The organism is Paraburkholderia sp. PREW-6R (assembly GCF_039621805.1).
GTDB lineage: Bacteria > Pseudomonadota > Gammaproteobacteria > Burkholderiales > Burkholderiaceae > Paraburkholderia.
The window spans coordinates 466,178-478,781 of the sequence record NZ_CP155073.1; the positions used below are offsets into that span (position 1 = coordinate 466,178).

At 63.2% G+C, this 12,604-nt stretch carries 11 protein-coding genes; 6 read left to right on the forward strand and 5 right to left on the reverse strand.

Going from position 1 to position 12,604, the window contains the following annotated elements; translation table 11 throughout:
* The first annotated feature begins 70 nt into the window (after positions 1-70).
* From AAGS40_RS02090 to AAGS40_RS02115, 6 genes are all read left to right on the forward strand, one after another.
* Positions 71-2,437: an LPS-assembly protein LptD gene (locus AAGS40_RS02090; protein WP_345812874.1), complete on the forward strand. Its 2,367-nt coding sequence runs from the start codon at positions 71-73 to the stop codon at positions 2,435-2,437.
* A 74-nt stretch (positions 2,438-2,511) separates the two neighbouring features.
* Positions 2,512-3,876 carry a peptidylprolyl isomerase gene (locus tag AAGS40_RS02095; RefSeq protein ID WP_345812876.1) on the forward strand — a complete coding sequence of 455 codons (1,365 nt, stop codon included), beginning with the start codon at positions 2,512-2,514 and terminating at the stop codon, positions 3,874-3,876.
* Positions 3,877-3,881: 5 nt separating this feature from the next.
* Positions 3,882-4,889, forward strand: coding sequence for a 4-hydroxythreonine-4-phosphate dehydrogenase PdxA (gene pdxA / locus AAGS40_RS02100; RefSeq protein WP_345812877.1), 1,008 nt, complete (start codon positions 3,882-3,884; stop codon positions 4,887-4,889).
* Positions 4,890-4,988: 99 nt separating this feature from the next.
* On the forward strand, positions 4,989-5,834 hold the full coding sequence (rsmA, locus tag AAGS40_RS02105; protein ID WP_345812879.1) for a 16S rRNA (adenine(1518)-N(6)/adenine(1519)-N(6))-dimethyltransferase RsmA: 846 nt from the start codon (positions 4,989-4,991) through the stop codon (positions 5,832-5,834).
* A gap of 209 nt (positions 5,835-6,043) precedes the next feature.
* Positions 6,044-6,430, forward strand: a complete 387-nt coding sequence (gene gloA / locus AAGS40_RS02110) for a lactoylglutathione lyase (protein WP_345812880.1) — start codon at positions 6,044-6,046, stop codon at positions 6,428-6,430.
* 25 nt (positions 6,431-6,455) lie between these two features.
* Positions 6,456-6,854 carry a DUF4440 domain-containing protein gene (locus tag AAGS40_RS02115; RefSeq protein WP_345812882.1) on the forward strand — a complete coding sequence of 133 codons (399 nt, stop codon included), beginning with the start codon at positions 6,456-6,458 and terminating at the stop codon, positions 6,852-6,854.
* A 104-nt stretch (positions 6,855-6,958) separates the two neighbouring features.
* Here AAGS40_RS02115 and AAGS40_RS02120 read toward each other — a convergent pair whose 3' ends face one another.
* Genes AAGS40_RS02120 through glyQ form a run of 5 tightly spaced genes read right to left on the reverse strand, consistent with a single transcriptional unit; the run spans position 6,959 to position 12,390 of the window.
* Complete coding sequence (locus AAGS40_RS02120) at positions 6,959-7,858, reverse strand: SprT family zinc-dependent metalloprotease (RefSeq protein WP_345812883.1); 900 nt, start codon at positions 7,856-7,858, stop codon at positions 6,959-6,961.
* 42 nt (positions 7,859-7,900) lie between these two features.
* Positions 7,901-8,662, reverse strand: coding sequence for a lysophospholipid acyltransferase family protein (locus AAGS40_RS02125; protein WP_345812885.1), 762 nt, complete (start codon positions 8,660-8,662; stop codon positions 7,901-7,903).
* 39 nt (positions 8,663-8,701) lie between these two features.
* Positions 8,702-9,256, reverse strand: a complete 555-nt coding sequence (gmhB, locus tag AAGS40_RS02130) for a D-glycero-beta-D-manno-heptose 1,7-bisphosphate 7-phosphatase (protein WP_345812886.1) — start codon at positions 9,254-9,256, stop codon at positions 8,702-8,704.
* A 10-nt stretch (positions 9,257-9,266) separates the two neighbouring features.
* Positions 9,267-11,366 (reverse strand): glycine--tRNA ligase subunit beta, encoded by a 2,100-nt coding sequence (glyS, locus tag AAGS40_RS02135; protein ID WP_345812887.1) that lies wholly within the window; start codon positions 11,364-11,366, stop codon positions 9,267-9,269.
* Between the two features lie 16 nt (positions 11,367-11,382).
* Complete coding sequence (gene glyQ / locus AAGS40_RS02140) at positions 11,383-12,390, reverse strand: glycine--tRNA ligase subunit alpha (RefSeq protein ID WP_345814466.1); 1,008 nt, start codon at positions 12,388-12,390, stop codon at positions 11,383-11,385.
* Between the last annotated feature and the right edge of the window lie 214 nt (positions 12,391-12,604).

A 12,604-nucleotide genomic window follows, 5' to 3' on the forward strand; every position in this document is an offset into this window, starting at 1 on the left:
CGGTCAGGATGTGCAGGCGGTGGATCGTGACTGCAAAAGCTGACGGACGGGCCGATTCGCCAAACGATACATGCCGCCTAGACAGCTTTCCCAAACGACTCCCTCTTGTGCCGCAGAGCCGCGCAAAAGGCGGCTCGTCGCGGCGTTGATCGCCGTTCCGGGCCTGATGCCCGCGCTTGCGCACGCCCAGCTCGTCGGCGAGGCGGCGCAGCCACAGCCTATCGACGCGCCGTGGGGCATGCGGCTCGCCCCGCAGCTCGAAGAACATCCGCTGCAGTCGGGCCAGAAGCCGGCCACGTTCGTGCTCGGCGAAAGCGAGAGCGGCACGACGGATCAGGATCTGGCCGCGAAGGGCGCCGCGGAAGTGCGCCGCAATACTTTCGTCATCAAGGCCGACGCGCTGCATTACGATCAGGACACGGACATGGCCGACGCATACGGCCAGGTCCACGTGAACAACAACGGCGCGACCTTCGCCGGCCCCGAGGCGCACATGCGCGTGGATTCGAGCGAAGGCTTCATGACCGCGCCGAAGTACCACTTCAACATGACAGGCGGTTCGGGCAGCGCGGACCGCGTCGATCTGCTCGACAACGAGCGCTCGGTGTTCACCAACGGTACGTACACGGCCTGCGAGTGCGCGGACGATCCGGCGTGGTACATCAAGGGCAGCGAATTCGATTTCGACACGGGCGCGGACGAAGGCGTCGCCCACAATGGCGTGCTGTTCTTCCAGGGCGTGCCGGTGTTCGCGTCGCCGTGGCTGTCGTTCCCGCTGTCGGGCGAGCGGCGCAGCGGGATCCTGCCGCCCACGTTCTCGCTGAGTTCGTCGAACGGCTTCGAACTCTCGGTGCCGTATTACTTCAACATCGCGCCCAATCGCGATCTGACGGTCACGCCGCGTCTGATCTCCAAGCGCGGCGTGCAGCTGCAGACCACGTTCCGGTATCTGTCGCCCACGTATTCCGGCTCGATCACCGGCGAATTCCTGCCGGACGACCACCTGACCAAGACCAACCGCTACGCGCTGTACATCCAGCACAACCAGAATTTCGGCGACGGGTTCGGCGGCTACATCTATTACAACAAGGTTTCGGACAACACGTATCCGGAAGACCTGTCGTCGTCGGTCAACCAGTTCATGAACGGCACCCAGCTCCTGTATCAGCAGGAAGCCGGGTTGACCTACAACAATGGCCCGTGGTCGGTGCTCGCGCGTGAGCAGCACTGGCAGACGCTGACGCCGTCGGTCGCGCCGTATGGCCGCGAGCCGCAGTTGAACGTGAAGTACGCGAAGTACAACGTCGGCGGTTTCGACTACGGCGCGGAAGCCGACTACACGAACTTCCGCATCACCACGGCGGACATGACCGAAGGTCAGCGGGTGATGTTCAACCCGTACCTGTCGTACTCGGTGGTTGGACCAGGCTACTTCGTCACGCCGAAAGTGCAGTGGCACTTCGCGTCGTACAACCTGCGCAATATCGGCACCGACGTGCCCGTCGGCACGCCGAAGAACTTCACCGAATCGATCCCGACGCTCAGCTTCGACACGGGCCTGATCTTCGACCGCTCGGTGCGCATCTTCGGCGAGGATTACATCCAGACGCTGGAGCCGCGCCTATACTACGTTTACACGCCGTACCGCAATCAGGAATCCGCGCCGCTGTTTGACACGGCCGACTCCGACTTCGGTCTCGCCGAAATTTTCACGCCGAACACGTTCGTCGGCAACGACCGGATCGCGGACGCGAACCGGCTGACGGCCGCCATCACCACGCGTTTCATCAACCCGGCAACGGGCGACGAACGCGCGCGCTTCGTGATTGCGCAGCAGTACTATTTCCAGGACCAGCGCGTCACGCTGCTGCCGACGCAAACCAGCACGCAAGCCACGCACTCGGACCTGATTGCAGGCGCGTCGTTGAAGCTCGGCGCCGGTTTCGCTTCGGAAACGGCGTTCCAATATAATGCCGACAATAACCAGCTGGTGAAGACCAGCGTGGGCTTCGGGTTCAGCCCGGGCACCGGCCGGGTGATCAACGTCGGCTATCGCTACACGCGCGCGAACACCACGCTGGATAACCAGCCGATCAACCAGCTGCTGATTTCCGGGCAGTGGCCGCTCACGCACCGCGTGTACGGAGTCGGGCGCTTCAATTACGACCTCGGCGGTCACCGGATCGTAGACGGTCTCGTCGGTCTGCAATACGACGCCGACTGCTGGACGCTCGGCGCCGGTATCCAGCGTTACGCGAACGGCCTGAACACGTCGGGGCAGAATCAGTCGAGCACGCGGTTTCTCGCGCAGCTGACGTTCAAGGGTCTGTCGAGCGTCGATAACGGACTGATCAGCGCGTTCCGCAACAGCGTCGCGGGCTACACGCCGTTGCCGCCGCCGCCGCCGCCGGAAGCGCGTTTCACCAATTACGAATGACGCTCACCGAATCACGAGCATTGACGGAATGCGAAAAGACGGGCCCAGGCGTGCCCGACATCATTGGAGTATCTGTGGCAATCATGAAAAAGCTTCGCTTGGCAACGCTCGCGGCCGGTCTGGCCGTCGCGGCGTCTTTCCTGTCGGTGGCGCCGGTGCAGGCGCAGGCGCTCTCCAGCAGTAGCGGCGAGACGGTCGATACCATCGCCGCGGTGGTCAACAACGGTGTCATCACGCGGCGCGAGCTCGACGAGCGCATCGGCCTGATCACGCGCCGGCTGAACCAGCAGAACGCGCCGGTCCCGCCGATGGACCAGTTGCGTCAGCAGGTGCTCAACCAGATGGTGCTGGAGCGCATCCAGCTGCAAAAAGCCAAGGAAGACGGCATCAATATCGACGACGCTGCCGTGCAGAAAACGCTCGAACGTCTCGCGCAGGCGAACAACATGTCGCTTGAAATCTACCGCGCACGGATCGAGGCGCAAGGCGTGCCCTGGACCACGTTTACGAACGACGCGCGCACGGAACTGACGCTGTCGCGTTTGCGCGAAAAGGAAGTGGATAGCAAGGTCACCGTGTCGGACGCCGAGGTCGCCAATTACATCGCCAGCCAGCGCGGCCCGAACGCCGGCCTGACGAGCGACCTGCACATGCAGCACATTTTCGTGAAGGCGCCGCTGAACGCGCCGGAAACGGACATCGAAGCGGCGCAGAAGAAAGCCCAGGCGTTGCTGGACGAAGCGAAGGGCGGCGCCAGTTTCGAGAAGCTGGCAAAGTCGGAATCGCAGGCGCCGGACGCGTCGAAGGGTGGCGACATGGGTTATGCGTCGCCGGCCACGCTGCCGCCTGACTTCGTCAAGGCCGCGTCGAATCTGCGCCCGGGCCAGGTCAATCCGGACCTGATCCGCACCAGCGACGGCTTTGAAATCGTGCGTCTGGTGGACCGCCGCGCGGGTCAGGGCACGTCGTCGAGCGATTCCACGAAGCTCGTGCAGACGCACGTGCGGCACATTCTGCTGCGTGTCGGCGACGGCATGTCGGAGCCGCAGGCGCGCCAGAAGCTGCTCGAGATCAAGCAGGAGATCGCCGCGGGCGGCGATTTCGCAAAGTTCGCGCATACGTATTCGCAGGACGGTTCGTCGTCGCAGGGCGGCGATCTGGGCTGGATCAGCCCGGGTGAAACGGTGCCCGAATTCGAACGCGCGATGAACACGTTGCAGGACGGCCAGATCAGCGACCCGGTGCGAAGCGAGTACGGCTACCACCTGATTCAGGTGCTGGGCCGCCGCGAAGCAGAAGGCTCCGTTTCGCAGCAGATGGACCTCGCGCGCCAGGCCATCGGCCAGCGCAAAGCGGAACAGGCGTATGCCGACTGGCTGCGCGAACTGCGCGACACGGCGTACGTGGAAGTCAAACCCATGCTGACGAGCGCGCAGTAAGCATCATGACGAACGCCGCGCAGTCCAGCCATCCGTTGCAGATCGCGGTCACGACCGGCGAGCCCGCCGGCGTCGGCCCCGAGTTGACCGCGCAGGCGCTGGCCGGCGCGGCCACGCACTGGCCCGGGGCGCAATTCACAGTGCTCGGCGACGCGGACCTGCTCGCCGCGCGGGCGCATGCGGTGGGCGTGGATTGGGCCGCGCTGACGGCGGACGGCAAGCGCGTTCGCGTGCAGCACACGGCGCTCGGCGCGCCGGCGCAGGCCGGCAAGCTGAACGCGGCAAACGGCCGCTATGTGCTCGACCTGCTCGATCGCGCGATCGACGGCGCAATGGCCGGTTCGTTCGACGCGATCGTCACCGCGCCGCTGCAAAAGAGCACGATCAACGACGCCGGCGTGCCGTTTACCGGCCACACCGAATATCTGGCCGAGCGTACGAATACGCGCCAGGTGGTGATGATGCTGGCCGGCACCGGCAAACGTCCGCTGCGGGTCGCGCTCGCCACCACGCATCTGCCGCTGAAGGATGTGTCCGCGGCGTTGTCGGTGCAAGGCATTCTGGAAACGCTGCGCATCATCCATCATGATTTGCGGCATCACTTCGGTTTGCCCGCGCCGCGCATTCTGGTCACGGGGCTGAATCCACACGCGGGCGAAAACGGTTATCTCGGCCGCGAGGAAATCGAGGTCATCACGCCGGCGCTGAAATGCGCGAACGATCAGGGTATCGACGCGCGCGGTCCCTATCCGGCGGATACGCTGTTCCAGCCGCGTTATCTGGACGAAGCTGACTGCGTGCTGGCGATGTTTCACGATCAGGGCTTGCCGGTGTTGAAGTACGCCACGTTCGGCGAAGGCATCAACGTCACGCTCGGGTTGCCGATCATCCGCACGTCGGTGGATCACGGCACGGCGCTCGATCTGGCCGGCACGGGCCGTGCCGACGCCGGCAGCCTGATCGCCGCGATCGACACGGCGGTGTCGATGGCGCAGCACCGCCGGGCGGGCTGACGGCGGCGCACGCCGCTCGCGTTGCCGACGCTTTCGCACGAGCATTGCGTTTCGCGCGCGCTCCTTTTTCAAAGCCATTTTTTTCTTAGCGTTTCTTCGATGTCCATCAGCAGACAGCAACAGGGCCGGCACCAGGGTCACATCGCGCGCAAGCGTTTTGGCCAGAACTTTCTGGTCGACATGGGCGTGATCGACTCGATCGTCGACGTGATCCGGCCGCAGCGCGGCGAGCGCATGGTCGAAATCGGGCCGGGCCTCGGCGCGCTGACCGAGCCGCTGATCGAGCGGCTGGCTACGCCCGGCTCGCCGCTGCACGCTGTCGAACTGGACCGTGATCTGATCGGCCGTCTGAAGACGAAGTTCGGCGAGCTACTCGAACTGCACGCGGGCGACGCACTCGCGTTCGACTTCGGCTCGCTGGCCGTTCCGGGCGAGAAGGCGTCGCTGCGCATTGTCGGCAATCTGCCGTACAACATTTCGAGTCCCTTGCTGTTTCACCTGACCTCGTTTGCCGAGCGCGTGATCGACCAGCACTTCATGCTGCAGAACGAGGTGGTCGACCGGATGGTGGCGGAGCCGGGCACCAAAGCATTCAGCCGACTTTCGGTGATGCTGCAGTATCGCTACGTGATCGATAAACAGCTCGACGTTCCGCCCGAGGCATTCAACCCGCCGCCGAAGGTCGACTCGGCAATCGTGCGGATGATTCCCTATGAATTGCACGAGTTGCCGGACGTCGACGAGCGCGTGCTCGGCGAAGTGGTGACCGCCGCCTTTTCGCAACGCCGCAAGATGTTGCGCAATACGCTTGGCGCGTACCGCGATTCGGTGGATTTCGAAGCACTCGGCTTCGATCTGCAACGCCGCGCGGAAGACGTGCCGGTGGCCGAGTATGTGCGCGTCGCGCAATTGGTGGCAGGCTCGGATTCGCGCAGCGAGGGCTAAGCTTCAGGCGGTCAAAACGCGGTAGCCGAACGCGGCGGCCGAACGCGGCGGCCAAACGCGGCGGTCAAACGCGGCGGTCAAACGCGGCGGTCAACGGGTTGGCACGTCCGCTTTATTTCTGACTACTGATGTATTTGGTAGCCCCAACTCATCTCCGTCCAAATCCGGGTACATTTACGGTTTCTACGTCAGGCAACTGGGAGTACAACATGCGCCTTCTTCACACCATGCTCCGGGTCGGCGACCTGGACCGTTCAATTGCGTTTTACACGGAACTGCTCGGCATGAGACTGCTGCGCCGCGAAGACTATCCGGAGGGCAAGTTCACGCTGGCGTTCGTCGGCTACGAAGACGAACGCACCGGCACCGCGCTGGAACTCACGCACAACTGGGATACACCTTCGTATGATCTCGGCAACGGCTTTGGCCACCTCGCCGTTGAGGTGGAAGACGCCTACGCGGCGTGCGACAAGATCAAGGCACAAGGCGGCACGGTGGTGCGCGAAGCCGGCCCGATGAAGCATGGCACGACGGTGATCGCATTCGTGACTGACCCGGATGGCTACAAAATCGAATTCATCCAGAAGAAGAAATAAAAAGCGTGCTCGGTGAGGCGACGCAATGATCAGATCGAATCCCTACTTCGAAGAACTCGGTAGCATTCACGTCGAAATCCAGGCGCTGTTTGACGGCTCGGCCGACGAAGGTGCGTTGCGGCGAATCATGGCGCGCTTCGCGCCGCAATTCACACTCGTCACGCCGTCGGGCGCCGTGATGGATTACGCGGGTCTGCACGACACGTTTGCAAGGCTGATTGGCGCGCGCCCCGGTTCGCAGATCACCATCAAGGACATGGAGCTTGTCGCCGAGTATCCGTCTGGCGCCGTGGTGAAGTATCGCGAGTATCAGCGCGACAGCGCGGGCAACGCGAACGTGCGGCGCTCTACCGCCGTGATGGATCTCGACTCAACCGGCAACGTTTCATGGCGTCATCTGCAGGAAACGTTCTGCACGGAGTAAGCCAGTATCAGACGGCAGTTGCAAGCGGCAAGTCATGCAATGAAAAAAGGGCGCTTCGTTCTAACGACGAAGCGCCCTTTCTTATGTGGCCATATTCGAACGCATCAAAGCGTCGGCAGCAATTCCGGTGGATGCGACTTCAATGTTTGCCGTGCCTCGCGGAACTCTGGAAAGATCGATTCAACGGTCTGCCAGAAGCGCGGGCTGTGATTCATCTCACGCAGATGCGCAAGTTCATGCGCGACCACATAGTCGATGATCGACAGCGGGAAATGAATCAGGCGCCAGTTCAGGCGAATCTTGCCGTCGCTCGAACAACTGCCCCAGCGTGTGGCCGCCGACGACAGCGCGTACGCACGGTAGTTGACGCCCAGCTTGTCCGCGTAAATGGCGAGACGCTCGCCGAACACGCGTTTTGCCTCGCCTTGCAGCCAGCCTTGCACGCGGTCCTTGATCTGCTGCGGGTCCGCTTGCAGCGGCAACGGCACCTGCAGCGCCGCGTCCTGAGCGTTGAATGCGAGCGTGCCTTCTGGCGCGCCGAGCGTAATGCGCACAGGGTGACCGAGATAGGGCACCTGTGCGCCGTCTTTCCAGTCCACTTTCGGCAACGCGCGTTGTTCGACACGCGTTTGCCATTCGATCAGCTTCGTGAAAATCCAGCGCTGCTTCTCGGTGATTGCCGTTTCGATATCGGCAAGCGTGACCCAACGCGGTGCAGTGATCGTCAGCCCGGTGCTGTCGATCGCGAAACCGATCGAGCGGCGTGCCGAGCGTTTCAACGCGTAATGCAGGATGCGCGATCCGATGGTCAGGCTACGCAGCTTGCTGCCGTCCGGCGCGAGCGGCGCAACCTGCGATCCGCCCGGCGAGGTTGCGGACAGACCTGACGAAGGTGCGGACGGTGACGGGGACGACGACGTCGACCCCGGCTCGGCAAAGAGCGGGAGATCGAGTTGCCGGCTATCGAGCGCCGCAGCGGGCTGCGACGTAGGAGACTTCTGCATCGGATTCGGCTTCGCGCTAATACGCCTTCAAGGCGTGGCGCGTCAGATTGGTGCGGCGGCGGAACGGTTCTTTTCCGCCGCGCTGTACGCAGCAGGATCGATGCGACGCATCTCTGCTTCGATCCACTGTTCGACGCGCGTGTTCACTTCGTCGGGCGTGAGCCCCGTCGTCTCGATCGGTTTGCCGATCGACACTGTGACTATACCCGCATATTTGAGAAACGAGTTGCGCGGCCACACACGCCCTGCGTTGTGTGCGATCGGCACGACCGGTGCGCCCGTTGCAATCGCAAAACGCGCACCGCCGGTTTTGTATTTTCCCTGCTTGCCGGTCGGCGTGCGCGTGCCTTCCGGAAACATGATGACCCAGGCGCCTTCCGCCATGCGCGCCTTGCCTTGCCGGATGACGGATTCAAACGCGTACTTGCCCTCCTTGCGATCGATATGAACCATCTTCAACAAGCCGAGCGCCCAGCCGAAGAACGGTACGTACAACAGTTCTCGCTTGAACACGTAACACAGCGGACGCGGCATCAGTGCGGGAAACGCCAGCGTCTCCCACGCGGATTGATGCTTCGACAACAGCACGGCGGGACCGTTGGGCAGATTCTCGTAACCCTCGATCCGGTAGCGGATGCCGTTCAGCCAGCGCACCATGTTGAGCGTGGCACGGCACCAGCCGGCGGCCATCCAGTAGCGTTTATCGGCGTGCATGAACGGGAACGCGATGAAGCACGCGGTCGCGTAGGGCACCGTGAACACCACGAAGTAGAGCAGCAACAGCAGGGAGCGAATGAAGCGCATCGGCGTGATTGAAAAAAGTTAGGACGCGCGCGGTGCGCGTCACTCCTGGGCGTCGGAGAGGAAATCGAGCGCGAACGCGCGCAGGTCATTATGGACTTTCGTGCCTTCGGGCAGACCGCCGGCTTCGAGCGTTTTGCGTCCCTTGCCGGTCAGCACCAGATGCGTGGGATGACCGAGCGCGGCGCCCGCCTGCAGATCGCGCATGGCGTCGCCGACCACCGGTGTGTATTCCGGCGTGGCCTCGAAGCGCTCGTTGATCTGCTTGAGCATGCCGGGCTTCGGCTTGCGGCACTCGCAGTGATCTTCCGCCGTGTGCGGGCAAAAGAACACGGCGTCGATGCGGCCGCCGACCGCGGCCGCCATGCGATGCATTTTCAAGTGCATTGCGTTCAGCGCGTTCATGTCGAAAAGGCCGCGGCCGATGCCCGACTGGTTGGTCGCGATCGCCACGCGGTAACCGGCCTGGTTCAGACGCGCGATCGCTTCGAGCGCGCCCGGCAGCGCGACCCATTCGTCCGGCGACTTGATGAACGCGTCGGAATCGACGTTGATCACGCCGTCGCGGTCGAGGATCACCACTTTTTTGGTCGGCATGGCGCGGGGCTCAGGCGGCGAGTCGGGAAATGTCGGCGACGCAGTTCATCTGCTGATGCAGTGCGCCGAGCAGGGCCAGACGGTTGGCGCGCAACGCCGGATCTTCGGCGTTGACCATCACGTCGTTGAAGAACGTGTCCACCGGTTCACGCAACGCGGCGAGCGCAGTCAGCGCGCCCGTATAGTCGCGCGCGGCGAGTTGCGTCTGCACGCGCGGTGCGACCTGTTCGAGCTGCGCGTACAACGCTTTTTCCGCCGATTCTGTGAGCAATGCGACCTGCACACCGCCGGTGGCCGCGCTTTCCGACTTCTTCAGAATGTTCGAAATGCGTTTGTTGGCGGCCGCGAGCGACGCCGCCTCGGACAGCGACGCGAACTCGCGCACCGCATCCAGGCGCGCAACGATGTCGTCGAGGCGCGTAGGATTGAGCGCCAGCACCGCGTCGATTTCCCCGGGCGCATAGCCGCGTTCACGCAGCAGACCGCGCAGACGGTCCATGCTGAACTCGTAAATGGCTTGCGTGGAATCCACGACGCCCGGGACGCTTGCGAACTGTGCATAAGCGGCGCGCAGCAGTTCGATCAGATCGACCGGCAACTGCTTTTCAATCAGGATGCGCAGCACGCCCAGCGCGTGACGGCGCAGCGCAAACGGATCTTTTTCGCCGGTGGGTTGCAGGCCGATGCCCCAGATCCCGACCAGCGTTTCGAGCTTGTCCGCCAGCGCGACTACGGTGCCGGTTGCCGTGCTCGGCAATGCGTCGCCGGAAAAGCGCGGCTGATAGTGTTCCGAGCAGGCGAGCGCGACTTCTTCGGGCTCGCCGTCGTGGCGCGCATAGTACGTGCCCATCGTGCCTTGCAGCTCCGGGAATTCGCCCACCATGTCGGTGATCAGGTCGGCCTTCGACAGACGCGCGGCGCGCTGCGCAAGCGCCACGTCCGCGCCGGTCAGCCCGGCAATGACGCCCGCCAGCGCCTCGACTCGCTCCACGCGCTGCAGCGCCGAGCCGAGCTTGTTGTGATACACGACGTTCGCGAGCAACGGCACGCGATCCGCGAGCGGCTTTTTCTTGTCCTGCTCGAAGAAAAATTTCGCGTCGGCTAAACGCGGACGCACCACGCGTTCATTGCCTTCGATAATGTCGCCCGGCGTTTTCGTTTCGATGTTCGACACGATCAGGAAACGCGAGCGCAACTTGCCGTTTGCATCTGTCAACGCGAAGTATTTCTGATTGGTCTGCATGGTGAGAATCAGGCATTCCTGCGGCACTTGCAGAAACTCGTCCTCGAAGCGGCACGCGTAGACCACCGGCCATTCGACCAGCGAGGTCACTTCGTCGAGCAGCGATTCGGGCATCACCACCTGATCGCCGTCGGCTTGCGCGAGCAGGTGCGTGCGGATGGTTTCCTTGCGGTCGGCGAAATTCGCGACCACGCGGCCTTTGTCCAGCAGCGTGTGAGCGTAGGCATCCGCGTGCTGGATCTGCACGAGCCCCTCGGAGAGGAAGCGGTGGCCGAGCGTGGTGTCGTCGGCGTCGATACCGAGCGCCGTGACCGGCACGATCTCTTCGCCATGCAACGCGGTGAGGCGCTGCACCGGACGCACGAACTGCACGTTGGTGCCGTCCGGGCGCTGATACGTCATGACCTTCGGAATGGGCAGCTTGCCGAGCGTTTCGTCGAGCGCGGCCTGCAGGCCGTCGGCGAGCGTCGCGCCCGGCGCGGCGTAGCGCAGAAAAAACGCCTCCGTCTTGCCGTCTTGCGCGCGCTCCAGGTCGCTCACCGAAAAGTCGGGGAAGCCGAGCGCGGCGAGTTTCTTGGCAAGCGGTGCAGTGGGCTGGCCGTCTTTATCGAGCGCGACGGAAACCGGCAGCACTTTTTCGCGCACGTGCTTTTCCGGCGCGACCGCGCGCACGTTTTTGATCGTGACTGCGAGGCGGCGCGGCGTTGCATAACGTTCGAACGACACGTCGCCGTCGATCAGATCGCGCGCCGCGAGGCGCTGCGCAATGCCTTCGGCGAACGCGTCGCCAAGACGCGCGAGCGCTTTCGGCGGCAGCTCTTCTGTCAGCAGTTCGACGAGCAGGGTAGCGTGTTGGAGTTGAGTCATTGTCTTCGTGTTCTCGTCAGTCCGGATCGATCTTGCGTTCGATTTTCAGCGGCGGCGCCCACGCGGGCATGGCGGCGTCCTGCGCGTCGGTGGTGAGGCCGGGCACGCCGTGCACCGGATTGCCGAGCATCGGGAAGCCGAGCTTTTCGCGCGAGTCGTAATAAGCCTGAGCGACGAGACGCGACAGCGCGCGAATCCGGCCGATATACGCCGCACGCTCCGTGACGGAGATCGCGCCGCGCGCGTCGAGCAGATTGAACGTGTGGCCGGCCTTCAGCACGAGTTCATAGGCGGGCAGCGCGATCTGCGCTTCGATCATGCGCTTCGCTTCGGCTTCATAGCTGTTGAAGAACGTGAACAGCAGATCGACGTTCGCATGTTCGAAGTTGTACGTGGACTGTTCGACTTCGTTCTGGTGATAGACGTCGCCATAAGTCAGGCGGCGAATTTCAGGGCCATTCGGACCTTGCTCTTCCCACTCGGTCCAGGTCAGGTCATAGACGTTCTCGACCTTCTGCAAGTACATGGCAAGACGCTCGAGACCGTAGGTGATTTCGCCGAGCACCGGCTTGCAGTCCAGACCGCCGACTTGCTGGAAGTACGTGAACTGGGTCACTTCCATGCCGTTTAGCCACACTTCCCAGCCAAGACCCCACGCGCCGAGCGTCGGATTTTCCCAGTCGTCCTCGACAAAGCGCACGTCGTTCTGCTTCAGATCGAAGCCGAGCGCTTCGAGCGAGCCGAGGTACAGGTCGAGAATGTTTTCCGGCGCCGGCTTGAGCACGACCTGGTACTGGTAGTAATGCTGCAGACGGTTCGGGTTCTCGCCATAGCGGCCGTCTTTCGGACGACGCGACGGCTGCACATACGCGGCGCGCCACGGCTCGGGTCCGATTGCGCGCAGGAAAGTGTGGACGTGGGACGTGCCCGCGCCGACTTCCATGTCGATCGGCTGGAGCAACGCGCAGCCCTGCTTGTCCCAGTAGGATTGCAGAGTCAGGATGATTTGCTGAAACGTGAGCATGAAGTGCCTTTCGGGCATGGGGCCACGCCGTGAGCGCGAAAGCGCGCGGCGCTAGCCGTGGAGCGAAGTGCCAAATCGTAGATTTTAGCGGAAAGGCAGGGGGGTGTCCGTTTTACGGGGTCATGTCGCAGCCGGTTCGGCCATTGCCGGGAACGATTCGCTGTGCGCCGCTGGCCACTATCTCCGTGAGCGGCGAGCAGCGGTGGAAGCGGTT

Excerpts from the sequence above, each read along its gene's own strand:
- AAGS40_RS02090 (WP_345812874.1), top strand. The coding sequence starts at position 71 with ATGCCGCCTAGACAGCTTTCCCAAACGACTCCCTCTTGTGCCGCAGAG.
- pdxA (WP_345812877.1), top strand. The coding sequence starts at position 3,882 with ATGACGAACGCCGCGCAGTCCAGCCATCCGTTGCAGATCGCGGTCACG.
- rsmA (WP_345812879.1), top strand. The coding sequence starts at position 4,989 with ATGTCCATCAGCAGACAGCAACAGGGCCGGCACCAGGGTCACATCGCG.
- gloA (WP_345812880.1), top strand. The coding sequence starts at position 6,044 with ATGCGCCTTCTTCACACCATGCTCCGGGTCGGCGACCTGGACCGTTCA.
- AAGS40_RS02115 (WP_345812882.1), top strand. The coding sequence starts at position 6,456 with ATGATCAGATCGAATCCCTACTTCGAAGAACTCGGTAGCATTCACGTC.
- AAGS40_RS02120 (WP_345812883.1), bottom strand. The coding sequence starts at position 7,858 with ATGCAGAAGTCTCCTACGTCGCAGCCCGCTGCGGCGCTCGATAGCCGG.
- AAGS40_RS02125 (WP_345812885.1), bottom strand. The coding sequence starts at position 8,662 with ATGCGCTTCATTCGCTCCCTGCTGTTGCTGCTCTACTTCGTGGTGTTC.
- gmhB (WP_345812886.1), bottom strand. The coding sequence starts at position 9,256 with ATGCCGACCAAAAAAGTGGTGATCCTCGACCGCGACGGCGTGATCAAC.
- glyS (WP_345812887.1), bottom strand. The coding sequence starts at position 11,366 with ATGACTCAACTCCAACACGCTACCCTGCTCGTCGAACTGCTGACAGAA.
- glyQ (WP_345814466.1), bottom strand. The coding sequence starts at position 12,390 with ATGCTCACGTTTCAGCAAATCATCCTGACTCTGCAATCCTACTGGGAC.